Raw genomic sequence first — 23,335 nt, forward strand, 5'->3', positions numbered from 1 at the left:
TGCGCGCGATGCGGCGGCAGTACACATTTGAATCCGTTTGCTTGGTAAAGGTGCCGAGATTGGAAATCCCCGTCATCCCCGAGGCGTCGCTGAAAACGCATCACGCGCACTGGGCGGCATTGCGCCGCGATCTGCATGCGCATCCCGAGTTGCGATTCGAAGAGCACAGGACGGCCGACGTCGTCGCCCGTGAGCTTGAAGACCTTGGCTACGCGGTTTCACGTGGGATCGGAGGCACGGGAGTCGTCGCGAGCCTGCCCGGTGCGAATCCGGGCCGCGGCATCGTGCTCCGTGCCGATCTGGATGCGTTGCCGATCCAGGAAGCCAATGACTTTGCGCACGCGTCGTGCGCCCACGGGGTCATGCACGCGTGCGGGCATGACGGGCATACCGTCATGTTGCTCGGGGCCGCGCGAATCCTGAAGGAACTACGGCAGTTGCCGGGCACGGTTCATTTCGTGTTCCAGCCCGGAGAAGAGGGGGGCGCGGGCGCGCGGAAGATGATCGACGACGGGCTGTTCGAGCGATGTCCGACGGAGGCGGTATTCGGCATGCACAACTGGCCCGGTTTGCCTGCCGGGCATTTCGGGTTGCGTACCGGCCCGATCATGGCCGCGGGCTCCCGGTTCAGGATTACGGTAACGGGCAAGGGCGCGCATGCGGCGCAGCCGCATCTGGGCGTCGACCCCGTCCCCCTCGCGTGTTCGATGGTGCTGCAGTGTCAGACCATCGCTGCGCGGCACAAGGATCCCGTGGATCCCGCCGTCATTTCCGTCTGCATGTTCCATGCGGGAACGACGGACAATGTCATTCCGGACAGCGCCGAGTTGCGCGGGACGATTCGCACGCTATCGTCGGCATTGCAGCAGAAGCTGCAGCGCGATGTCCAGCTCATGTGCGAGGGGCTGGCCCGTGCGTATGGCGCGCAAGTCGAGGTCGCGTTCTTTCAGTACTACCCCGCGACGGTCAACACGCCGGCCGAGACGGCGCTCTGCGAAACGGTCATTCGCGAGACGTTCGGCGACGCACGCCTTTACCGCGACGTACCGCCGAACATGACGTCGGAAGACTTCGGCTTCATGCTGGAGGAGCGGCCCGGCGCTTATGTGCTGATCGGCAATGCGCCGGCCGGACCGGCCGCGCCGGCTCTGCATCACCCGAAATACGATTTCAACGACGACATCATTCCGGCCGGCGTCCGGTATTGGGTCGCCTTGGCGCAGCACTACTTCGGGACCGTTTGACGCGGCGGTTCGATCCATCGTTCCCGGGATCGATTCGTCGCGCGCACCCGGTTGCGGAACGGCGCCATTTGGAAGGCGTTTTATGCGCCGACGATCCTGACCGGCGTGACGACCCAGTCGCCTGCCGTGCGCGATGAAATCTTCGGGACGGTATCGACGGTGCGGACGTTCGACGACGAGGACGAAGCGCTCGCGCTCGCCGCGCACGACAAGTACGGGCTCGCGGCAGGCGTGCATACGGCCGACCTCGGCCGCTATGCGTACGAGGCGAATCCGCGTTTCAAGAGTGGGGGCGTGACGAATGGCGCCGGCGCGTTCCATGACCGGATCGGACGGCATTCGGCCGGTGCGCGCGGGCTGCCGCATGGTGTGCTGCCGCGGCCGCGCAAAACAGCGGATGATGCGTGCGCCGTGCGCGAATACGCGGCAACTGCGCTTTTTGTCGATGCTTAAATGGTATTCACCGGGCGGCCATCGCCCGGTCGCGAACCTGCGGCGACAGGCGGGCCGGCGCTCCGCGTGCGCGTCATGCGCAGCGCCCGATTGCTCACGAAGGATCCGATGAAATTCGAATCGTACTGGCTGGATACCCGCCCCGACTTTCGCGCCGGCAGCGAAGGGCCCGTCGAAGGGCGTGCCGACGTGGTCGTGATCGGCGGCGGTTTTACCGGGTTGTCGGCGGCGCTGGCGCTCGCGCAGCGCGGCGTGTCGGTCGTGGTGCTCGAAGCCGCACAGGTTGCGGCCGAGGCATCCGGCCGCAACGGCGGCCAATGCAATACCGGCGTCGCGCAGGACTACGCGTCGCTCGCCGAACGACTCGGCGCCGAGCAGGCGAAGCAGTTCTATCGCGCGTACGAGAGCGCGGTGCGAACCGTCGAAACGATCGTCGCCGAACACGCGATCGACTGCGATTTCCGGCGCGCCGGCAAGCTGAAGCTTGCCGCGAAGCCGCAGCATTTCGCGGGGCTCGCGAAGACCTTCGACGCATTGCGGCGCGACGTCGATCCGGACATCGAACTGATCGAGCCGTCGCGGATTCGCGACGAGGTCGGCTCCGACGGTTTCCACGGCGGCCTGCTGCAGCGCAACGGCGCGCAGATGCACATGGGCAAGTTCGGCGTCGGGCTCGCGCAAGCCGCGGCGCAGGCCGGCGCGCGCATCTACGAGCATGCGGCCGTCACGCAGCTCGAGCGGCTCGATGGCGAGCGCCACACGATCACCAGCACGCGCGGCACGATCGTGGCCGATCGCGTGCTGGTCGCGACCGGCGCATCGCAGCAGGGGCCGTTCGCGTGGTTCCGGCGGCGCATCGCGCCGGTCGGCAGTTTCATCGTCGTCACCGAGCCGCTTCCCGACGAGCAGCTGAACCGGCTGCTGCCGCACCGCCGCGCGTACGTGACGTCGCGCCATATCGGCAACTACTTCCGCGTGACGCCCGACAACCGGCTGCTGTTCGGCGGCCGCGCGCGCTTCGCGATGTCGAGCCCGCGCTCCGACGCGAAAAGCGGCGACATCCTGCGCGCCGGGATGGCCGAGTATTTCCCCGCGCTCGCGAACGTGCGGCTCGACTATTGCTGGGGCGGGCTCGTCGACATCACTGCCGACCGCCTGCCGCGCGCCGGCCAGCACGACGGTGTCTATTACTCGATGGGCTACAGCGGCCACGGCGTGCAGATGTCGGTGCACATGGGCCGCGTGATGGCCGACGTGATGTACGGCGCGGCCGCGTCGAATCCGTGGCGTGAGCTCGACTGGCCGGCGATGCCGGGCCATTTCGGGCATGCGTGGTTCCTGCCGTTCGTCGGCGCGTACTACCGGCTGCAGGACATCCTGCACTGAACGATGCAATCGATGAAAAGACGCCCGACGGGCCGGCCGGTGGGCGGCGCGCTCGCGCGACAGGAGGGTTGGATATGACAGGGCGATTCGTTCGTCTCGCCGAAACCGGGCGCCGTCCGGTCGCGTTCCGCGTCGACGGCCGCACGGTGAACGGGCTCGAAGGCGATACGCTGCTCGTCGCGATGCTGACGCAGGCCGGCCACGTGCGGCAGTCCGAGTTCGGCCCCGAGGCGCGGGCCGGTTTCTGCCTGATGGGCGCGTGCCAGGACTGCTGGGTCTGGACCGCCGACGGCGAGCGCCTGCGCGCGTGCACGACCGTCGTGCAGCCGGGCCTGGACATCGTCACCCGCCAACCGGAGGCGCAATGGTCGAGCCTCGCGTAATCGTCGTCGGCGCCGGGCCGGCCGGCGTGCGCTGCGCGCAGACGCTGGTGGAAGCCGGCGTGCGGCCGCTCGTGATCGACGAAGGCCGGCGCGACGGCGGCCAGATCTACCGGCGTCAGCCCGACACGTTCTCGCGCCCGTACGACAAGCTGTACGGCACCGAGGCCGCGCGCGCGAAAGACCTGCACGACACGTTCGAACGCCTGCGTGCTTCGCTGGACTACGCGCCCGACACGCTGGCCTGGAACGTGTCCGGCGGCGCGCTGTACACCGCGCACGACGGCGTGTCGGTGCGCCGCCCGTACGACGCGCTGGTGCTGTGCCCGGGCGCGACCGACCGGCTGATGCCCGTCAAGGGCTGGCAGTACGCGGGCACGTACAGCCTCGGCGCATCGCAGATCGCGCTGAAGGCGCAGGCGTGCGCGATCGGCGCGAACGTCGTGTTCATGGGCTCGGGCCCGCTGCTGTATCTCGTCGCGCACCAGTACGTGCAGGCCGGCGCGAAGGTCGCGGCGGTGCTCGACACGTCGCCCGCGGCGAACCGGCTGCGCGCGCTGCCGAAACTGCTCGCGCGGCCCGACGTGCTCGCGAAGGGCATCGCGCTCACGCGTGCGCTGAAGCGTGCCGGCGTGCGCATCGAGCACGGGATCGAGCCGCTCGAGATTCACGGCGATCCCGCGCAGGGCGTATCGGCCGTCCGCTTTCGCACCGCCGCCGGCACCGCGCTCATCGATTGCGACGCGGTCGCGCTCGGCTACCACCTGCGCGCCGAGACGCAGCTCGCCGATCTGGCCGGCTGCGCGTTCCGCTTCGACGGCGACACGCGGCAATGGCTGCCGCAGCTCGACGACATGGGGCGCAGTTCGGTCGCGGGCGTCTATCTGGCCGGCGACGGTGCGCGCGTGCTCGGCGCGGACGGCGCGGAAGCGGCGGGCCGCCTCGCGGCGCTCGCGCTGCTGACGGATCTCGGGCGGCCGGTCGACGCGCGCGCGGTCGCCGCGCTGCAGCGCGAACGCACGAAGATGGACCGTTTCCGCGCGGGGCTCGCGCAGGCGTTTCCGTGGCCCGCGCAACAGGCCGCGACGCTGTCCGACGACACGATCCTGTGCCGCTGCGAGGGCGTGAGCGTCGGCGAGCTGCGCCGTGTGATCCGCGACGAGGGCGCGTGCGACGCGAATCGCGCGAAGGCATTCAGCCGCGTCGGGATGGGGCGCTGCCAGGGCCGCTACTGCGGCCACGCGGGGGCCGAGGTGATCGCCGCCGCGGCCGGCGTGCCGCTCGAGGCGGTCGGTCGCCTGCGCGGGCAGGCGCCCGTGAAGCCGCTGCCGGTCGCGCTGCGTGCGGCGGCGGGCGAGCCTCCCGCGCCGCGTGACGAAGCCGTGACGATGAAGGGGGACGAGTGATGCGGGCCGATGCGGATGTCGTGATCGTGGGCGGCGGCTTCATGGGCGCCGCGGCCGCGTTTTTCCTGCGCCGGCGCGGCCGCTCGGTGATCCTGCTCGAACGCGGGCTGATCGGGCAGCAGGCAAGCGGCGTCAATTTCGGCAACGTGCGGCGCCAGGGCCGCTACCTGCCGCAACTGCCGCTCGCGAACCGTTCCCGCGAGATCTGGAGCCGAATGCCCGAGCTGATCGGGCACAGCGCCGAATTCCTGCAGGTCGGGCACGTTCGCGTGTGCTACCGGCAGGAGCAGGACGACTTGTTCGAGGCCTATGCGCGCGATGCCGCGCAATACGGGCTGAAGCTCGACCTGTATCGCGGCGCGGCGATGCGCGCGAAGTTTCCGTTTCTCGGCCCCGAGGTGCTGAGCGCGTCCCATTCGGCGCTGGACGGCCATGCGAACCCGCGCCTCGCCGCGCCGGCGTTCGGCCGCGCGGCGGCGCGCGCGGGTGCGCGGATCGAGGAGAACACCGCGATCGCGACCGTCGAGAAGGACGGCGACACGTTCCGCGCGACGAGCACCGACGGCCGCGTGTTCTGCGCGCCGAACCTGCTCGTGACGGCCGGCGCGTGGGGCAACCAGCTCAGCACGCAGTTCGGCGAGCCGGTGCCGATCGCGGTCAACGGGCCGCAGATGTGCGTGACGGAGCCCGTGCCGTATTCGATCCTGCCGTCCGTCGGCGTATCGTCGCCGCATATCGAGGAGGTCGTGTACTTCCGGCAGGTCGAGCGCGGCAACATCGTGATCGGCGGCTGCGCGCGCGCGCCGGCCTATCTCGACGAACGGCGCGCGAAGGTGCTGCCCGAGAGCACGCTGCTGCAGTTCACGCAGCTTGCGCGCGTCGCACCGGCGCTGACGCGGCTGAACATCATTCGCGTGTGGAGCGGTGTCGAGGGCTATATGCCGGACGACCGGCCGATCATGGGGCGCAGCGCGAAGGTCGACGGGCTGTATTACGCGTTCGGCTTCTGCGGGCACGGCTTCCAGCTCGGCCCGGGCGTCGGCGACACGATGGCGGAGCTGATCGACACGGGCGCGACGAGCACGCCGATCGAGCCGTTCGCCATCGGGCGCTTCGCGATGCCGGCCGACGCGACGCACGCGACGACCTGATGGAGCCTCGCATGGGAGACGTTTTTCATCACGCGATCGATCATGACGCGATTCGCCCGTTCGGCGTTGCGCAGCCCGTATCGCACGCCGTCGGCGGCGCGCTGCGCATCATCGAGACGTCGTACGCGCAGCCGTTGAGCATCGAGGCGCTCGCGGCGGTGGCCGGGCTGAGCGTGTCGCGTTTTGCCGCGCGCTTTCGCAGCGAGCTGGGCGTGTCGCCGCATCGCTATCTGTGCCTCGTGCGGGTGCGGCGCGCGCAGGACCTGCTGCGCGCGGGGCTGCCGCCGTCGGTCGTCGCGACCGAGGTCGGGTTCTTCGACCAGAGCCATCTGTGCCGCCATTTCAGGAGAGTGCTCGGGCGCACGCCGCGCGATTACGTCGACCGGCCGACCGCGGCGCGGCCGAGCGGCGCACCGGCTTCGGGGCGGCGCGCAGCACCGGCGCGCGAGCAGGGCGCGGGCAGCACGGCGGCTTCGGCCTGACGTATCGCGGGTATCGGGGCTTCGGCGCTGGTTCGGCAACGGCAGGTCGGCTTGGGAGGGCTCGGTCCACGCCGACAGATGAACTCAGCGCACCCCACCCAACTGCTCGTCGATCGTCCGTGTCAGCGGTGACTCGACGTCGCCGGTGTGCTTCGTCTGAACGGGTTCGATCGGGACGACCCAGCATTCGTCGTCGGCGACCGGATTGTGCAGCGCCCCTCGGCACCACGTGCATCGAACCAGCGGGCAGATCGACGACACGCCCGCCTTCATATTCGATCCTGAGGTGCCCGCGCACGACGAAGAACAGTTCGTCTTCGTGCGCATGGTCGTGCCGGACGAGCTGTCCGTGTACTTTTGCAACCTTTACGTATTGGACCTGTGCGACGACTTTCGGCGACCAGTATTCCGACACGTCGCCGAATGCACCTCATACGCCCGGATCGTTCCGAGGTCGGCTGGATCGTCCATGAATGGCCTCACGCATCGAGCAGGCCGCGTGCGGCCAGGTTGGCATACAGGGCACGCACGCCGAAAGTCCACGGCGAGATCGCCGTGGAAAGCCGCACGGTGTTGACGAGCGCGCCGAGCATGGGCGTGGAGATGGTGACGCGGTCGCCCAGGTGGTGAGTGAATCCGCCGCCGGGTGCGTCGCGATCCTGGATCGGCGAGAACATCGTGCCCAGGAACAGCATGAAACCGTCGGGATACTGGTGATGCGCGCCGCAGGTCTGCGCGACGAGGTCGGCCGGGTCGCGGCTGATCTCGCGCATGTGGCTGATGCCGTCGAGGACGAAGCCGTCCTCCGCGCCTTCGACGCGCAGCGACACGCTGGCCTGCCGCACGCTGTCCAGCGTGAAGCGGTCGTCGAACAGCCGCACGAACGGGCCGATCGCGCACGAGCCGTTGTTGTCCTTGCATTTGCCGAGGAGCAGCGCCGAGCGGCCTTCGATGTCGCGCAAGTTCACGTCATTGCCGAGCGTGGCGCCTACCGGCCTGCCGTCGCAGCTGACCGCCAGCACGATCTCCGGTTCCGGGTTGTTCCACACCGACACCGGCAGCAGGCCCACGTCCGCGCCGAAGCCCACTGCCGACATCGGCTGCGACTTGGAGAACACCTCGGCATCCGGGCCGATTCCGACTTCCATGTATTGCGACCACGCGCCGCGGCGCTCGAGTTCCGCCTTCAGGCGCATGGCGGCTTCGGAACCGGGAACGATCTTCGACAGGTCGGTGCCGATGGTCGCGGCCATGGTTTCGCGCACGTCCCTCGCTTTGGCGGGATCGCCGCCGGCCTGTTCTTCGATGACGCGTTCAATCAGGCTGACGGCAAAGGTGACGCCGCAAGCCTTGATGGCCTGCACATCGCATGGGGCGAGCAGGTGAGTGGCGCCGGGCGCGCCGTCCAGCGCCGCCTGCAGCAGCGGTTCGACGCGGCCGAGCGATTCGCCGGGGGCGGTGCACGCGATTGCGACTGCGTCGGGACGGTCGAACAGGTCCGCGGTGGTCGGCACGATATGCGTGATGTCGAACATCTCGCCGCCGCGCACGGCGACGACGCTCGGGCCCGCGTGGGCACCATCGTGCCGCCAGACGCGGCCGATCAGCAGGGCCTGCGCAAGGTCGTGCGGCAGGCAGTCGGAAACGGAAGGAGTACGCATGGTCAGCTCGGCAAGAGTCGTAGGCGGTTGAGTCAGTGCGAATGGCGCGGATTACCGCGCTGCTCGATTACCTTCAGGTACAGCGTGGCCGGTTCGAGGCAGCCGCCGGTGGACAACTGGCCCACGAACTGGCGATAGAGTTCCTGCCAGGGCGTTTGTGCCGGCGGCACGGCGAAGCTTGCAGTTTCGCGGCGGCGCGCGAGTTCGTCTTCATCGACGAGCACGTCGACGCTGCGGCGATTCAGGTCCACGCGGATGCGGTCGTTCGTGCGCAGCAGGGCCAGGCCGCCGCCGACCGCCGCTTCCGGTGACATGTTCAGGATCGACGGGCTGGCCGACGTGCCGCTCTGGCGTCCATCGCCCATGCATGGCAGCGACGTCACGCCACGCTTCACCAGGTCCGCGGGCGGTGCCATGTTGACGACTTCCGAGCTGCCCGGGTAACCGACCGTACCGCAGCCGCGGATCACCAGGATGCAGCGTTCGTCGATTTGCAGCCGAGGGTCGTTGATACGGGCGTGGTAGTCCTCGGGGCCATCGAAGACGATCGCGCGTGCCTCGAAGGTATTTTCCGCGCCCGGCTCGACAAGGTAGGTCTGGCGGAAGGCTTCGCCCACCACCGACATCTTCATGATGGCGCTGTCGAAGAAGTTGCCTGACAGCACCATGAAGCCGGCACCGTGCTTGAGCGGGTCTTCGGGTGTGCGGATCACGTCGCGGTCGGCGTCTTGCGCCGTGTCGGCGATCTCGCCGATCGCGCGACCGGACACGGTCAGGCAGTCGCGCTGCAGCAGGCCGGCCGCATCGAGTTGACGCAGCACCGCGGGCACGCCGCCGGCGCGGTGGAAGCTCTCCCCGAGGTATTCGCCGGCCGGCATGCAGTTGACGAGCAGCGGCACGGATTCACCCAGGCGCTGCCAGTCGTCCAGGCTCAGTTCCACGCCCATGTGGCGCGCAATGGCGATCAGGTGCGGCGGGCAGTTGGTCGACGCGCCGAGCGCGGAGGCGACGACGATGGCATTCTCGAACGCCGCGCGCGTCATGATCTTCGACGGGCGCATGTCTTCGCGAACGAGCTCGACAGCGCGCTTGCCGGTGGCGTAAGCCATCTGGCCGCGCTCGCGGTAGGCGGCCGGAATGCTCGCGCTGCCCGGCAGCGACATGCCCAGCGCCTCGGCCAGACTGTTCATCGACAGCGCCGTGCCCATGGTGTTGCAGTGTCCGATCGACGGCGACGATGCCGTGGTCAGCTTCATGAAGCCTTCGTAGTCGATATCGCCGGCAGCCAGCAGGTTGCGGGCGTGCCAGATCACCGTGCCCGAACCGACGCGCTTGCCCTCGTGCCAGCCGTCGAGCATCGGTCCACCCGACAGCACGATGGCGGGCATGTCCACGGTGGCCGCGGCCATCAGGCAGGCGGGGGTGGTCTTGTCGCAGCCGGTGGTCAGGACCACACCGTCCAGCGGAAAGCCATGCAACACCTCGACCAGCCCCAGGTAGGCCAGGTTTCGGTCGAGCGCGGCCGTGGGCCGGCGGCTCTGCTCGGCCAGCGGATGCACGGGGAATTCCATCGGAATGCCGCCCATGTCGCGGATACCCGCCTTGGTGCGCTCGGCCAGTTCGATGTGGTGGCGGTTGCACGGTGCCAGGTCGCTGCCCGTCTGCGCGATGCCGATGATGGGACGGCCCGACTGCAGCTCCTCACGCGTCAGCCCGTAGTTCATGAAGCGCTCGACATAGAGCGCGGTCATGTCCGCATGGGCAGGGTCGTCAAACCATTCCTGGCTGCGCAGGCGGCGAGGGGTGTGTGACATGGTGGGCTGTCTCCGAATGCTTCTTTGTCCAGTTCTGTTTGCCGGATAGTTACCGGTAACATTCGTGGGGATGTTAGCACGGAGATTTTGCGTTGCGAAAGGGGATTTTGCGTGCGAGCGGGGGCGGGATGAGGGCGCGAGCTTCTACGAAGTCGCGCATCGACGCGCGACCCTTCTCGTGAAGGGCGGCAAACCTGGCCTTCAGCCCGTCAGGCGCTTTCCCGCGCGACGATCGTGTAGTCGATGCGGACGCTTTGCGATTCGATCCGTTCGCCGTTTTCACGCGCTTGCAGCGCCGCCAGCAAGGCCTCGCCCGTGCGCAGGCCGATGCCGTAGGCGTCGACCGACACCGTGGTGATGGTCGGGTGGCAGCATGTCGCCACTTCGAAGTTCCCGAAGCCGGCCACGGCCATGTCTGCCGGCACGGACAGTCCGCGCCGGTGGCATTCCATGATCGCGCCGAACGCCGACATGTCGCTCACGCACATCACCGCGTCGGTGTCCGGCCACATCTCCAGCAGTGCTGCCATGGCGGGGCCGCCGTGGCTCATGGTGATCGGCGATTCACCGAGCCGCACGACGCGCGGCTCGCACAGTCCCAGTGCCTTGATCTCCGACTGATACCCCTTGAGCCGGTCCAGGCCGCGGCGGTCCAGCTCGCTGGCACCGCCGAGAAAGCCGATGCGCCGGTAACCTTGCCCGGCAAGGTGCCGCACCATCGCGCGCGCGGCGCGCACGTTGGAGAAGCCCACGGCGGTGTCGATAGGATGCGTGGGGAGGTCCCACATCTCGACCACGGGAATGGCCGAGCGCTGCAGCACCTTGCGCGTCGCATCGGTGTGCTGCGCACCCGTCAGCGCGATGCAGCGCGGCTGGTGACGCAGCATGGAGCGCACCAGCCGTTCTTCACGTTCGAGGTCGTAGTCGGTGTCGCCGAGCAGCAGTTGCAGGCCATGCGGTTCGAGCGCATCGGTCAGCCCGCGCACGGTGTCCGAGAAGTTGGAGCTCGACAGCGACGGCACCAGCACCGCGACAAATTCCGACCGCCCCGACGACAGCGCACCCGCGGCAGCATCGGCCACGTAGCCGAGCTGGTCGATGGCCTTGCAGACCCGTTCGCGCGTCTCGGCTGCCACGCTGTGGCCGGCAAGCACGCGCGACACGGTCATCTTCGATACGCCGGCCAGGCGGGCTACGTCGGACATGCGGGGCGGTCCGGCAGGCCGGACGGCGGTGGGACTGGGCATCGGAATCGCGATCGGGGAAACATGAAAGGCTACATCATACCGGCGCGGCGTACCGTGCAGGCCGTCCGCTGCGCGCCCATTGCATCGTAGGGAAACCACTTGTTCGTCGGGACTTGAACTCGCCTGTCGTTGCATGCTACCTTCAAATCTGTTACCGGTATCAGAGCGCCGGTTGCTCCCGTCGTCTTGTCGACGGTTTTTTTTATCACCGGATGGTATCGGTAACATCGGCGAGCCGGCGAGCTCGCCGGTACGAAGAAGACCTACACAATCAGGAGACAATCCGATGCCAACCATCACGCAGACCGCTGCCGCGCCGGCCGCGGCCGACTCGTCCGAAGACGCCCTCTACCGCAAGGTCATGCGGCGCATCCTGCCATTGCTGCTGCTCTGCTACGTCGTGGCCTACCTGGACCGCGTCAACGTGGGCTTCGCCAAGCTGCAGATGCTCGATGACCTGAGCCTGAGCGACAGCGTCTATGCGTTCGGCGCCAGCGTGTTCTTCTGGGGCTATTTCCTGTTCGAGATGCCCAGCAACCTGCTGCTGCACCGGTACGGCGCACGCTTCTGGATCGCGCGGATCATGATTACATGGGGCATCGTGTCGTCGTCGATGGCCTTCATCGTGCCGCTCGCGCAGTTCTTCCACGTGCAGACGCCCACCATGTTCTACACGCTGCGCTTCCTGTTGGGTTTGTGTGAAGCCGGCTTTTTCCCGGGCGTCATCCTGTACATGAACTACTGGTTTCCGGCGCGCCGCCAGAGCGTGGCCATGTCGGGCTTCCTGGTGGCGATCCCGCTGAGCCTGACGCTGGGCAGCGTGGTTTCCGGCTGGCTGATGGAGCAGACGCACGGCCTGTCAGGCATGAGCGGTTGGCAATGGATGCTGCTGCTCGAAGGGTTGCCGTCGATCGTGGTGGCGTTCATCGTGCTGGCTTGCCTCGGCGACGGCCCGCGGTCGGCGAAGTGGCTGTCCGACCAGGAAAAGGCGGTGCTGTCGCGCAATCTCGAATCCGAGGCCGCGCACAAGTCGCACAGCGTCGGTGCCGCGCTGCGCAGCCCGCGTGTCTGGCTGCTTACCTTCATCCTTCTCACGTTCAATACAGGCTTCTACGGGCTGGCCTTCTGGCTGCCGTCGATCATTCGCGCGTCCGGCGTGCGGAGTCCGCTGCATATCGGCCTGCTTACTGCCATTCCGTACCTGACGGCAATTTTCGCGATGGTGTGGAACGCATCGCACTCGCGCAAGACGGGCGAACGCCGCCTGCATGCAGCGATTCCCGCGCTGATCGGCGGCGTCGGCCTGATCATGAGCGCGGCATGCGCGCAGAACGTGGCGCTGTCGATCGTGTTCCTGACCATCGCCACCTGCGGCATCCTGGCGCTGATGCCGATCTACTGGACCTTCCCGGGCCAGATTCTGTCCGGCACGGCCGCGGCCGCCGGCATTGCGCTGATCAACTCGGTGGGCAACCTGTCCGGTTTCACGGGCTCGATGATCACCGGCATCGCAAAGGAAATGACCGGCAACATCAACAACGGTACTTATGCACTGGGCGCCTGCCTGCTGGTCAGCTGCGCGCTGATCGCGTTGATTCCGCGTAGCGTCCTGGTGCCCGCGGCCGAGCAGTAGGTCCTTGACAGTCGCTCGCGTCGTCGAGCGGGTCGATGGGCAGCGGCCGCGAATAGCGGTCGAGCGATGGGCCTCCGCGTGATCAGGCCTGCCCGGCCGCGTCCGTTTCGGCGTCGAACGACGCATCCGCGCTGCGCGCGCGTTTCAGCGAACCGGCGAGCTTCTCGATCGCGTGCAGATCGAGCGCGTCGAGGTGCTCGCGCATCGCCTGCACGAAGGCCGCATGCTCCGGCTCGTCCGCATGCTGGCCGAGCCACTCTTCGATATCGGTGAGCCGGCCGTCGCCGGCGAGCCGGATCAGTTCGTCGAGCGCATCGTCGGACGGGCCGTGCAGCAACGGCGCGGCGATCTCCGGTTCGGCATCGTCGGCCGGCTGAAACCGCCGGACGAGTTCCGACGCCGGCACGAGCGCGTGTCCGACGGCCGGCGCGACGATCGGGAACGAGAACGACGTGCCGACGCCCGGCCGGCTGGCGACGGCCAGTTCGCCGCCCATCGCGTCGACGATGCGTTGCGCGATGAACAGGCCGAGCCCGGTTCCGCCGTTCACGGCCTGCACCTGCTGGTACGCGCGGAAGATGTCGCGGGTTCCGCTGATGTCGATCCCGATCCCCGTATCGGCGACCTCGAACAAGAGGCGCCACGCATCGCCTTCCCGCGCCGCATGAACCGACAGCGTGACCGTGCCGTCGCGCGTGAATTTCGACGCGTTGGACAACAGGTTCAGCAGCACCTGCTGGAGCCGCATCCCGTCGATCGACACCATGCGCGGCAGCGGCGTGGCCGGCCGGTAGACGAACCGGTTGTCCTGCTGCGCGCACAGTGCGACCGCGTAGTGGCCGATGTCGTCCAGCAGGCCGGGCAGGTCGGTCGTATCCGGCGACACGCCGAGCGGCTGCAGTTCGGCCTTCGTGAACGCGAGCAGTTCGTCGATCAGTGCGAGCTGATAGCGGATGCTGCGATCGATCGACCGGATCAGCCGCGCCTGGCTGCGCGTCGCGCTTTGCAGCAGCAGCTTCGCGTAGCCGTTGATCGTGGACAGCGGCGCGCGCAGGTCGTGGCTGACGTAGCCGAGCGTCTCGATCTTCTGCTGCATGTGCGTCGTCACCTGCTGCAGCGCGTCGTTGAGTGCGACCGTGCGCCGCGCGACTTCGTCGCGCAGGCGATCCTGTTCGGTGAGCTGGAAATGCTCGAGCCGTTTTCTGGCCTCGGTGCGCTGACGGCCCACGTGGTGGATCCACGCGGCCAGCACCAGCAGGTGCGTGGCGAGCCCGATGATCGCGATGACGGGGTTCGGATAGATATCGGACTTGAGCCAGAACAGGAACGGCGGCAGCGCGTCCATGCCGTCGAGCGTGCGCAGCAGGATGTTGAAGCAGGCGAGCGTAATCGCGATCAGCATCACGCGGCCGGTCGGCGTCCGGCGGATCGCGAGCGTCAGCGCGATGCCGACGTTCACGATCCCCAGCACGGTGTTCAACCGCAGGCAGAACCACGTGAAGGTCAGCAGGTCGCCGAAGGCGGCGCCGGCCATTCCCGCGCATTCGAGGCCGAGGATCGTCATGTAGACGGCGCGCACCGGGAGCCGCGCCTTCTCGCGATGCGCGACCAGCAGAATGAACACGATGAAGAGCGAGACCGCCAGGTACGCGAAGATCACCTCGCCGCGCGCCGACCACTCGCGCGCGGCGGGCCACAGAGCCAACGCCGTGTAGCCGCGGTACGCCGCTTCGAACAGCGCCGTGCCCAGCGCCGTCGCGGCCAGTACGTAGAACATGCCGCTGCGCGAGAAGAACCCGATCAGCAGCGCGCACCACACGAGCGCGAGCAACCCGCCGAAGAAACCGAAGTCCCACATCGTGGCGCGCGACTCCTGCGCGTTCCATGCTTCGCGGGTGAACGCGGCCGGCGCGAGCCGCATTTCCTTGCGCGACGTGACGCGGATCAGCACCGGGATGCTTTCGCCGGCGCGCAGCGTGACGTCGAGTACCGGGTACCGCGATGGCTGCCGGTTTGCATCGCCGTCGGCATCGGCGGCGGGGAAGCGGTTGGCGAGTGTCCACTGGCCATCCCGGTGCAGATAGAAGTCGGCATGGTCGACGCGCGCGTCGCGCAATACCAGTACCAGCGGGCGTACCGTGCTGCCGCGGTTGGCCAGCGTCGCGCGGACCCACCATGCCGACCGGGAAAACTCGACGTTGAACGACGGCGTGGTTGCCGCGGATTTACCGCGTGACGGATCGGCGAGCCGGGCGTCGACCTGATCGGCGGTCATCGTCCTGCCGGCATCCTCGAACACCGACACGGCTTCCAGTTGCGCGGGACTGGGCGTCGACGCGGCCCTGGCCGTCGCGCAGGTGACGGCCATCGCCATCAGAAGCAGCAGCAACGCGCGACATCCGGCTGCCCATGTCGCGTATCGCCTACGCATCGTGATGGTGCTCCCCGGGCGCGGGCGGTGCATTGACCGCATGGCGCTGGCGGCGCCAGTCGGACGGCGTGATGCCGAAGCGTTCCCGGAACGCCGTCGCGAAATTGCCGGGCGTGGAAAAGCCGATTTCCTCGGCGATGTCGCCGATCCCCATCGACGTTTCCGCGAGAAAGTGCATCGCGGCGCGCAGGCGTGTGTCGCGCAGATACTCGAACACCGTCTGGCCGAGATGATCGCGGAACACGCGGGACAGGCGCTTCTCGTGCGTGCCGACCTGTTTGGCGAGATCCTCGAGCGCCGGCGGATGGCGCAGGTTGCGCAGCAGCACCTCGCTCGCCGCGCGCACGACGGCTGCGTCGGGGTTGTCGGGCAGTTCGGGCAGGTGCGCAAACGGCTGGCTGCGCCGCGCGCGCTTCAGATGATTGCGGATCCGCGCAATCACTTCGGCCGGTTCGAACGGCTTGACGATGTAGTCGATCGCGCCGGTTTCGAGCCCCGCGATGCGGTCCTCGAGATCGCCCGCGGCCGTCAGGATGATCACCGGAATGGACTGCGTCGACGGCGTCGACGCCAGCAGCCGGCACGCGGCGAACCCGTCCATGCGCGGCATGCGCACGTCCATCAGGATCAGGTCGGGAGAGATGGCCTGTGCACGGTGATAGGCCTGCAGCCCGTCGAACGCGACGCTGATCCGGCACCGCGCGGCTCGCAGGATCTCGGTCAGGAGCCGCAGGTCGTTCGGGCGATCGTCGACGACGAGAATATGTGCGTCAGCGAGATCCGGCGTGGAGCGAAGCGACGCCGGGCTGGACGAGCGGGATGACATGGTTGCGGACGGGTAGGGAGGTGGGCCTGACGGGCTGAAAGCATCGCTATGCGCGCGATTGTTGCGAAAAATTATATGCCGGCAACAGCACGATTGTGAGGATTCCGTGCGGCCTGTGTGGGCATATCCGGCGGGGTGTGACGCGTTTCCGGCAACGGCGTTCGGCGGAAAGCAAAAGAGGTGGAAAAACATGCCGAATTAACTTTTAATGTCGGTCTTTATTTCCGGTCTGGTGATTATCATTATTGGAATGGCCCGGTCGATGAATTCGGGTGTCTCGTGTCGAAATTTGGTGTCGTTCGACATAAATTGAAGGCGCTGATTCGAGGCTTGCCTGATTAAGGTTTTATTGGTGGCCGGTCAGAATTTCTTTCTCGGAGAAATCGGATTTCGTGCCGGATTGTATGAATGTAAATGTCATCCGCTCTGGAAAAGGGTTTGTCCGCTCGGGAAAAGGTTTGCGTGGACGAATCCCTGCACACTAGCCCCGGCGCGGCTGGAATCGGTTCTTCGAGGCAACCGGTTTTGCGCGGACTTCTTGCGCTGTCGCATCCGGAGTCATGCGATATTCAATGTGACATTGAATGATGGAATTCTCAGAGTTTGGGCGTTCTGCAGCGGGCGGATAACTGGCACGAGGGTAATGCAAACTTCATAATTCTCCGAATGTGTTGATATATAAGATAAATCGGAAGGCTGTGAAGTTTTTTGGGGTTGAAGCATCGAGCAAGAAAAAATCGTCAAGGAAATTCGATCGATTAATTCGATGCAGGGGTCGTTCGGCAAGCCATCGGTTCTTTTCCGGAAATCCGGAAAGTGCGTTTGGCGGCCGAACGGAAAGAGGCAGCGGCTTCGCGTTGGCGGCCCGGCGATTCGATTCGTCCGGGCACGGTCGCGCGAGGTGAGCTATCGAATCAGGCGGGCACGAAAAATATGAGCACGACAGGCACGGCAGGTCGACGCACCGGTTCGAGCGAACCGGCGGCGCATGCTTCAAACCCGGGGACTACGCAGCTCCATCCTCCTCCTGAATGAATCACGGCGGGCCGCCCCGGGGTCTGGGCCGGCATCCGTCCATCCGGCGTCTGAACGACGCTTTCCCATGAGATTCGAGGTCGCCGCAGGTTCGGTGCGACGGCGCACGCGCGCGGATTCGCGGTGCGCGGTATATCGCGTCGCCGCTTTTCCTGCGAGGTCGGCTTCCATGATTCGATAACCGGCGATCGTCGTCGCGCATCGTGCCGAAGCGCACGTGCGGCGTGCGTTCGCGCGATCGCGATGGCGATCGGGAATGTCGTGCAGCGTTGTTCGAGCATTTATTTAGCTATCCAAAGTGAAGAACGGAGCGTCGCAGGACGGGCGGGAACGCAGAGGGGTGCGTCGTCGCTTGTCGTTGCGTTCGCTGTTGCGTCATCCAGCACATGAGAACCGAGGGAAGACAAGATGAACAAGTCGTTCAAGTCGATCTGGAACGAAGCATTGGGGGCCTGGGTTGCGGCGTCGGAGCTTGACCGTGCGCGCGGCAAGCGCGTTGCGTCGTCGAGCAGCGCGGCGGAACGTACCGCGATCGGGGGTGCGGCGACACACGCGGGAATGCCTGCCGTTCCGTCGCTACGGCGGTTGGCCGTGCTGATGGCATCGGCGTATCTCGGCTTGTTCCATGTTGCTGCGCATGCGCAGTACTCGGCAGGTGGCGGGTCGGCAACCGGCGGCGCCAGTTCGATAGCGGTCGGCAACGGTTCGGCTGCGACGCAGGTGAATTCCACCGCATTCGGCAACCTGTCGACGGCAACGGGCGTTTCTGCCACCGCGCTGGGCCCGGGCGCACACGCAGTAGCCGACGGTTCGACGGCCATCGGCATCAACTCGCAGGCGACCGGCGTCAACAGCGCGGCGCTCGGCGTGCAGGCGATCGGTTCAGGCAGCTATTCGGTTGCCATCGGCAATCTCTCGAGCGCGACCCAAAGCGGAGCGGTGGCGATCGGCAGTGGCGCAGCCGCGACCGGCGTTGCCGCCATCGGGCTCGGCAACAATGCGCTGGCGTCCGGCCAGTATGCGGCCGCGCTCGGTCTCGGATCGAGCGCGGTGGGGGTTCAGAGCATTGCGCTCGGCTACGCGTCGCATGCCACCGATACGGGGACCGTCGCAATCGGCAACCAGTCGACGAGTTCAGGCGCGGCAGCCGTTGCGGTGGGCAGCGGCGCGCTGGCGTCCGGCAATTCCGGCGTCGCGATGGGCGTCAACAGCGGCGCGAAGGGCGGCTCGTCGATCGCGATCGGCTGGGGCGGCGTTGCCGGCGTGCCGGGATCGGGCACGCAGTCGCTCGGCACCAGCTCGATCGCGCTGGGTTCGAGCACGACGGCGGGCGCCGACCAGTCGATTGCGCTCGGCCTGAGCGCCAATGCGTCGGGCATCAGTTCGACCGCGATGGGCGTGCAGGCGACCGCGACGCAGCAGTTCGCCGTCGCGTTCGGCAATCTCGCGCGCGCGACCGGCATATCGGCGACCGCATTGGGCCCCGGTGCGACGGCGTCGGCCATCAATTCGACCGCAATCGGCATCAACAGCGTTGCGGCCGCGGGATCCACCATCGCGATCGGCGACACCAACTCGGTCGCCGCCGCCGCGGGCGCGGGCTCGATCGCCGGCGGCAACAACTCGAAGGTGCTGGCGGGTACCGGCGCCGTCGCGCTCGGCCAGGGCCAGACGGTCAGCGGCAACGGCGCGGTGGCGATCGGCGACCCGAGCACCGCGATCGGCACCGGCGCGGTCACGGCCGGTTCGAACAACACGGCGAACGGCGACGGCGCGGTGGCGATCGGCAATTCGAACAACGCGCAGGGTGTCGGCTCGCTCGCGCTCGGCAACACGTCGACGGCCGCGGCCGCGGGCGCGGTGGCGTTCGGCGCATCGGCCGTGGCGAACAACGCGGGCGATGTCGCGCTCGGCTCCGGTTCGACGACGGCTGCACCGCATCCGACGTCGAGCGCGACGATCGGCGGCGTCACGTATACCTTCCAGGGCACGACGCCGACCAGCGTCGTCAGCGTCGGCGCGTCGGGCAGCGAACGCCAGATCACCAACGTCGCGGCCGGGCGCATCAATTCGGCGAGTACGGACGCGATCAACGGGTCGCAGCTCGATGCGACGAATCAGGCGGTCACGTCGCTGTCGACGTCGACGGTGTCGAGCATTACGTCGTTGTCGACCTCCACGTCGACGGTGGTCGGCTCGCTGTCCACCGGCCTGAGTTCGACCAACAGCACGGTCACGTCGTTGTCGACCGCCACGTCGACAAGCATCGGCTCGTTGTCCACCGGCCTGTCGAGCGCGAACAGCTCGATCACGTCGCTGTCGACGTCGACCTCGACGATCGTCGGTTCGCTGTCCACCGGCGTCGCTTCGCTGTCGACCGGCCTGAGCACGACGAACAGCAGCGTGACGTCGCTGTCGACCGCGACGTCGACGAGCATCGGTTCGCTGTCCACCGGCCTCAGCTCGACGACGAGCTCGATCACGTCGCTGTCCACGTCGACCTCGACGATCGTCGGCTCGCTGTCCACCGGCCTGTCGAGCACGAACAGCAACCTGACGTCGCTGTCGACCGCGACGTCGACGGGCATCGGTTCGTTGTCGACCAGCCTCAGCTCGATCACGTCGAACAACACCAATCTCGGCAACAGCACGGCCGGCGCGATCGGCGGCGGGGCGACCTACGATCCGACGACCGGGACGATCTCGGCGCCGTCGTACGTGACGTACAACAGCGACGGCTCGACGACGATCAACAACAACGTCGGCTCGGCGATCGACAACATCAACGCGCACGGCACCAAGTATTTCCACGCGAACTCGACCGCGCCGGACAGCCAGGCGCTCGGCGTCGACAGCGTCGCGATCGGCCCGAACGCGGTCGCGAGGGTGGACGGCAGCATCGCGCTCGGCGCCGGCTCGGTGGTCGATCGTGCGACGGTGCCGGCTTCCGGCGTGATCCGCAACGGCAGCGCGTCGATCCCGTTCAACACGACCGACCAGACGCTGCTGGGCGCGGTATCGGTCGGCGACGCGGCGAGCAGGACGTATCGCCAGATCACCAACGTCGCGGACGGCACCGGCCAGCAGGATGCGGTGACCGTGCGGCAGCTGGCCGGCGCGCTGCAGTCGTTCGCGGTCACGAGCCAGAAGTATTTCCATGCGAACTCGACGGCCGTGGACTCGCTCGCGGTCGGTGCGGAGTCGATCGCGGTCGGCCCGACGACGGTCGTCAACGGCGATAACGGCGTGGGCATCGGCAACGGTGCGATCGTCGACGCCACCGCGCCGGGCGGCGTCGCGATCGGGCAGGCGGCGAGTTCCGCGCAGGCCGATGCGATCGCGCTCGGCAGCGGCGCGACGGCCACCGGCGCGCAGTCGGTCGCGCAGGGCGCCAATGCGGTCGCGGCCAGCGTCGGCAGCGTCGCGATCGGATCGGGCGCGCGCAGCAACGCGACCGACGCGCTCGCGCTCGGCGCCGGCGCGTCGGCGACGCTGGCGAACAGCGTCGCGCTCGGCGCGGGTTCGCTGACCATGGTCGGCGCGCAGACGAACTACATCGCGTACGGGTTGAGCAGCCCGCAGTCGTCGGCCGGCGAAGTGAACGTCGGCAACCGGCAGATCACCGGCCTCGCGGCCGGCAAGAGCGGCACCGACGCGGTGAACGTGTCGCAGCTCGATTCGGTCGCCAACCAGTTGACGACGCTGATCAGCCAGCGCACGTCCAACCTCGGCGGTTCGTACACGACGAATCCGAGCGGCACGAACGTGCCGCCGGGCTCGACCGGGTCGAACTCGTCCGCAGGCGGCTCGGGCGCGATCGCATCGGGCACGAACAGCACGGCGGTCGGCAACGGGTCGCTGGCGTCCGGCAACGGCTCGACCGCGATCGGGGTCGGATCGACTGCGTCGGGCAGGAATTCGGTCGCGTTCGGCACGGGCAGCAACGACGGCGGCCGCTCGGACGTCATCGCGGTCGGCTCGGCGGATTCGCCGCGCCAGGTCGTCAACGTCGCGGCCGGCACGCAGGGCACCGATGCGGTCAACGTGAACCAGCTCAACGCCAGCGTCGGCAACACGCTGTCGCAGGCGAACAGCTACACGGACGGCCAGGTCGCCGGCTTGCGCAACAGCCTCGACAGCTACCGTCGCGATGCGGACGGCGGCACGGCGACGGCGATGGCCGTGGCCGGCCTGCCGCAACCGTCCGGCCCGGGCAAGAGCATGGTCGCGCTGGCCGGCAGCGTGTATCGCGGCCAGTCCGGGCAGGCGCTCGGTATTTCGACGATTTCGGAGAACAACCACTGGATCTACAAGGCGGCCGTCTCGACCAACACGCGCGGCACGTATGGCGCGGTGGTCGGTGCCGGGTATCAGTGGTGAGCCGCGAACCGCGCCGTTTCCCTTTCATTCAGACGATGCCAAACATGAACGCACACATTGCTAAGTTCGCGGCCGCGGCACTGCTCGCCGTCGCCGGCCTGTCCGGATGCGCCACGCAGCAGGGCGATCCGCCGTTTCCGTCGGCCGATACGGCCACGCTGCCCGAAGGCACGTATCCGAATCTCGCGAATCTCGCGCAGGTTCAGCCGGGTGTTACGAAGAATCAGTTGTACGAGCTGCTCGGGCCGCCGCATTTCCACGAGTGGATTTTTCATGTGCGGACGTGGAATTACCTGTTCCAGTTCCGCGATTCCGGAAAGGTCGCGACCTGCCAGTATCAGGTTCAGTTCGATTCGGATAACCGCGTCGTGAAGACGCGGTGGAACAAGCCCGAGTGCGAAGCCTTCGGCGGGAAGGGGGCGGCGGGCAAGGAGGGCTGACGCCGCGTGACCTGTCTACCCGACAGCCTGGCGGGCGCCGATGGAGTTCGTGCATCGGCGCCCGGTTGCGACGGGCATCGTTCAACCCCGCGGTCGCTGTTCGCCCGGCCCGGGCACGATCGGGATCGTGCTTCGGCGAACGCCGAACCTTCGGAAAGATGCCCGTATCCGGTGGCCATGGTCGCCGCGTGTCGCGGCAGGACGTCGACGTGGCGATAAAACCGGGCCGTTTGACGAATCGCGCTCGACGCTCGTAAGCTTTTGCCTTCCGCACCCGCGCCGTTACGCCGGTCACCCGCAGGTCGATCCGGTTGTGGACCTCGAAGGCAAACATGGAAATCAAATGGATCGAGGATTTCATCGCCCTCGCTCAATACCAGAGCTTTTCCCGGGCGGCGGAGTTCCGCAACGTCACGCAATCGGGTTTCAGCCGCCGGATCCAGTCGCTCGAACAGTGGATCGGCGCCGAACTGATCGACCGCAGCAGCTTTCCGCCCGTGCTGACGCCGGCCGGACGACTGTTTCGCGAGACGGCGGAAGATGTGCTCGGCCGGTTGTTCGACACCCGGGCGATTATCCGCACCGAGCAGCGAATCGCCGGCAAGAGCCTGCAGATCGCAGCGGGTCACACGATCGCGCTGAGTTTCCTGCCGGCGTGGCTCAAGGCGCTTGCGCCGCATTTCGGCGAGGTGCGGGCACGCGTCATTCCCACGAACGTCCATGATTCGATCCTGATGCTCGTCAACGGAAACTGCGAGCTGATGTTTGCCTATCACCATCCCGAGCTTCCGCTCCATCTCGACCCGGTCAGGTACGAGCATCTGACCGTCGGCCTCGACACCTTGATGCCGGCCTGCAGGCCCAACCGCCGATCGGCGCCCGCATTTCGCCTTCCCGGCACGAAACAGCATCCGTTGCCGCTTATTTCATATACGGAAACCAGCTACTTCGGGCGGTGTCTCGCGTTGCTGCTCGGTCGCGCACCGGAGGCGCCGGCATTGCAGCTGCACTACGAGTCCGACATGGCCGAAGTGCTGAAAAAGCTCGTGATGGAAGGCGAGGGCGTGGCATGGCTGCCGAAGAGCGCAATCGCCGCCGAACTCGCGGCCGGCGAGCTCCTGCCGGCCGGGCCGGCTGCATGGAACCTCGAAGTCGAGCTGCGGGTATATCGCGACGCGTCCAATCGCAGCGAGTTCCTGGAGACGCTCTGGCAGCATCTGCGCGCCGCCGCTGCCCCGCCGGGCTAGGGTTTTCCCGCCTTATGCGGCGCTCGCATACCGCCATGATGGACCGGCATCACGGTTTTATTGACCCTCCCTACCATTCGTTCCAACGGCAAATGTGACGCGCGGCCTGCGTCGCCTGC

The 23,335-nt window shown here is 67.3% G+C and carries 15 protein-coding genes and 2 pseudogenes; 11 read left to right on the forward strand and 6 right to left on the reverse strand.

Annotated features, from left to right (window positions below; genetic code table 11):
- Window positions 1–59: 59 nt before the first annotated feature.
- The 7 genes and pseudogenes from ACM6JT_RS33985 (at window position 60) to ACM6JT_RS34015 (ending at window position 6,502) form a co-directional block, all read left to right on the forward strand.
- On the forward strand, window positions 60–1,244 hold the full coding sequence (locus tag ACM6JT_RS33985; RefSeq protein ID WP_034182386.1) for a M20 aminoacylase family protein: 1,185 nt from the start codon (window positions 60–62) through the stop codon (window positions 1,242–1,244).
- Window positions 1,245–1,319: 75 nt separating this feature from the next.
- A pseudogene (locus ACM6JT_RS33990) lies at window positions 1,320–1,697 on the forward strand (aldehyde dehydrogenase family protein); the annotation flags it as partial.
- Between the two features lie 108 nt (window positions 1,698–1,805).
- Window positions 1,806–3,083: an NAD(P)/FAD-dependent oxidoreductase gene (locus ACM6JT_RS33995; RefSeq protein ID WP_034182602.1), complete on the forward strand. Its 1,278-nt coding sequence runs from the start codon at window positions 1,806–1,808 to the stop codon at window positions 3,081–3,083.
- 74 nt (window positions 3,084–3,157) lie between these two features.
- Complete coding sequence (locus ACM6JT_RS34000) at window positions 3,158–3,466, forward strand: (2Fe-2S)-binding protein (protein WP_034182384.1); 309 nt, start codon at window positions 3,158–3,160, stop codon at window positions 3,464–3,466.
- A complete protein-coding gene (locus ACM6JT_RS34005) occupies window positions 3,448–4,869 on the forward strand; it encodes an NAD(P)/FAD-dependent oxidoreductase (RefSeq protein WP_034182383.1) in 1,422 nt (473 codons plus the stop codon). The genes ACM6JT_RS34000 and ACM6JT_RS34005 overlap by 19 nt, the downstream gene beginning before the upstream one ends.
- Window positions 4,869–6,020: an NAD(P)/FAD-dependent oxidoreductase gene (locus ACM6JT_RS34010; RefSeq protein WP_414858097.1), complete on the forward strand. Its 1,152-nt coding sequence runs from the start codon at window positions 4,869–4,871 to the stop codon at window positions 6,018–6,020. The genes ACM6JT_RS34005 and ACM6JT_RS34010 overlap by 1 nt, the downstream gene beginning before the upstream one ends.
- Before the next feature lie 11 nt (window positions 6,021–6,031).
- Window positions 6,032–6,502 carry a helix-turn-helix domain-containing protein gene (locus ACM6JT_RS34015; protein ID WP_051983772.1) on the forward strand — a complete coding sequence of 157 codons (471 nt, stop codon included), beginning with the start codon at window positions 6,032–6,034 and terminating at the stop codon, window positions 6,500–6,502.
- A gap of 84 nt (window positions 6,503–6,586) precedes the next feature.
- Here ACM6JT_RS34015 and ACM6JT_RS34020 read toward each other — a convergent pair.
- The 4 genes and pseudogenes from ACM6JT_RS34020 to ACM6JT_RS34035 form a co-directional block, all read right to left on the reverse strand.
- Window positions 6,587–6,917 (reverse strand): annotated as a pseudogene (locus tag ACM6JT_RS34020) (cupin domain-containing protein).
- 64 nt (window positions 6,918–6,981) lie between these two features.
- On the reverse strand, window positions 6,982–8,163 hold the full coding sequence (locus tag ACM6JT_RS34025; protein ID WP_414858098.1) for a fumarylacetoacetate hydrolase family protein: 1,182 nt from the start codon (window positions 8,161–8,163) through the stop codon (window positions 6,982–6,984).
- A 32-nt stretch (window positions 8,164–8,195) separates the two neighbouring features.
- Window positions 8,196–9,977, reverse strand: coding sequence for an IlvD/Edd family dehydratase (locus ACM6JT_RS34030; protein ID WP_414858099.1), 1,782 nt, complete (start codon window positions 9,975–9,977; stop codon window positions 8,196–8,198).
- Between the two features lie 209 nt (window positions 9,978–10,186).
- Entirely contained in the window at window positions 10,187–11,224 is a 1,038-nt protein-coding gene (locus ACM6JT_RS34035) for a LacI family DNA-binding transcriptional regulator (RefSeq protein WP_181152277.1), read from the reverse strand.
- A gap of 286 nt (window positions 11,225–11,510) precedes the next feature.
- On the opposite strand from ACM6JT_RS34035, the gene ACM6JT_RS34040 reads away from it, so the two are divergent.
- Window positions 11,511–12,857 (forward strand): MFS transporter, encoded by a 1,347-nt coding sequence (locus tag ACM6JT_RS34040; protein WP_175749176.1) that lies wholly within the window; start codon window positions 11,511–11,513, stop codon window positions 12,855–12,857.
- 82 nt (window positions 12,858–12,939) lie between these two features.
- Here the strand turns inward: ACM6JT_RS34040 and ACM6JT_RS34045 are convergent, their stop codons facing one another.
- Window positions 12,940–15,288, reverse strand: coding sequence for an ATP-binding protein (locus tag ACM6JT_RS34045; protein WP_414858100.1), 2,349 nt, complete (start codon window positions 15,286–15,288; stop codon window positions 12,940–12,942).
- Window positions 15,281–16,114 carry a response regulator gene (locus ACM6JT_RS34050; protein ID WP_034182376.1) on the reverse strand — a complete coding sequence of 278 codons (834 nt, stop codon included), beginning with the start codon at window positions 16,112–16,114 and terminating at the stop codon, window positions 15,281–15,283. The genes ACM6JT_RS34045 and ACM6JT_RS34050 overlap by 8 nt, the downstream gene beginning before the upstream one ends.
- Window positions 16,115–17,557: 1,443 nt before the next feature.
- Between ACM6JT_RS34050 and ACM6JT_RS34055 the strand changes: the two genes are divergently transcribed.
- The 3 genes from ACM6JT_RS34055 to ACM6JT_RS34065 all read left to right on the forward strand — a co-directional run bounded on the left by ACM6JT_RS34055 (window position 17,558) and on the right by ACM6JT_RS34065 (window position 23,216).
- Window positions 17,558–21,529: a YadA-like family protein gene (locus ACM6JT_RS34055; protein WP_034182375.1), complete on the forward strand. Its 3,972-nt coding sequence runs from the start codon at window positions 17,558–17,560 to the stop codon at window positions 21,527–21,529.
- A gap of 44 nt (window positions 21,530–21,573) precedes the next feature.
- Complete coding sequence (locus ACM6JT_RS34060) at window positions 21,574–21,969, forward strand: outer membrane protein assembly factor BamE (protein ID WP_131949011.1); 396 nt, start codon at window positions 21,574–21,576, stop codon at window positions 21,967–21,969.
- Between the two features lie 332 nt (window positions 21,970–22,301).
- Window positions 22,302–23,216 carry a LysR substrate-binding domain-containing protein gene (locus tag ACM6JT_RS34065; protein ID WP_105392538.1) on the forward strand — a complete coding sequence of 305 codons (915 nt, stop codon included), beginning with the start codon at window positions 22,302–22,304 and terminating at the stop codon, window positions 23,214–23,216.
- Window positions 23,217–23,335 lie beyond the last annotated feature (119 nt).

The organism is Burkholderia sp. IT-111MI5 (assembly GCF_949752865.1).
GTDB classification, from domain to species: domain Bacteria; phylum Pseudomonadota; class Gammaproteobacteria; order Burkholderiales; family Burkholderiaceae; genus Burkholderia; species Burkholderia pyrrocinia_C.

Coding starts and splice junctions, on each gene's coding strand:
- ACM6JT_RS34005 (WP_034182383.1), top strand. CDS start 3,448: ATGGTCGAGCCTCGCGTAATCGTCGTCGGCGCCGGGCCGGCCGGCGTG.
- ACM6JT_RS34040 (WP_175749176.1), top strand. CDS start 11,511: ATGCCAACCATCACGCAGACCGCTGCCGCGCCGGCCGCGGCCGACTCG.
- ACM6JT_RS34015 (WP_051983772.1), top strand. CDS start 6,032: ATGGGAGACGTTTTTCATCACGCGATCGATCATGACGCGATTCGCCCG.
- ACM6JT_RS34030 (WP_414858099.1), bottom strand. CDS start 9,977: ATGTCACACACCCCTCGCCGCCTGCGCAGCCAGGAATGGTTTGACGAC.
- ACM6JT_RS34035 (WP_181152277.1), bottom strand. CDS start 11,224: ATGCCCAGTCCCACCGCCGTCCGGCCTGCCGGACCGCCCCGCATGTCC.
- ACM6JT_RS34060 (WP_131949011.1), top strand. CDS start 21,574: ATGAACGCACACATTGCTAAGTTCGCGGCCGCGGCACTGCTCGCCGTC.
- ACM6JT_RS33995 (WP_034182602.1), top strand. CDS start 1,806: ATGAAATTCGAATCGTACTGGCTGGATACCCGCCCCGACTTTCGCGCC.
- ACM6JT_RS34000 (WP_034182384.1), top strand. CDS start 3,158: ATGACAGGGCGATTCGTTCGTCTCGCCGAAACCGGGCGCCGTCCGGTC.
- ACM6JT_RS34050 (WP_034182376.1), bottom strand. CDS start 16,114: ATGTCATCCCGCTCGTCCAGCCCGGCGTCGCTTCGCTCCACGCCGGAT.
- ACM6JT_RS34045 (WP_414858100.1), bottom strand. CDS start 15,288: ATGCGTAGGCGATACGCGACATGGGCAGCCGGATGTCGCGCGTTGCTG.
- ACM6JT_RS34010 (WP_414858097.1), top strand. CDS start 4,869: ATGCGGGCCGATGCGGATGTCGTGATCGTGGGCGGCGGCTTCATGGGC.
- ACM6JT_RS34055 (WP_034182375.1), top strand. CDS start 17,558: ATGAACAAGTCGTTCAAGTCGATCTGGAACGAAGCATTGGGGGCCTGG.
- ACM6JT_RS34065 (WP_105392538.1), top strand. CDS start 22,302: ATGGAAATCAAATGGATCGAGGATTTCATCGCCCTCGCTCAATACCAG.
- ACM6JT_RS34025 (WP_414858098.1), bottom strand. CDS start 8,163: ATGCGTACTCCTTCCGTTTCCGACTGCCTGCCGCACGACCTTGCGCAG.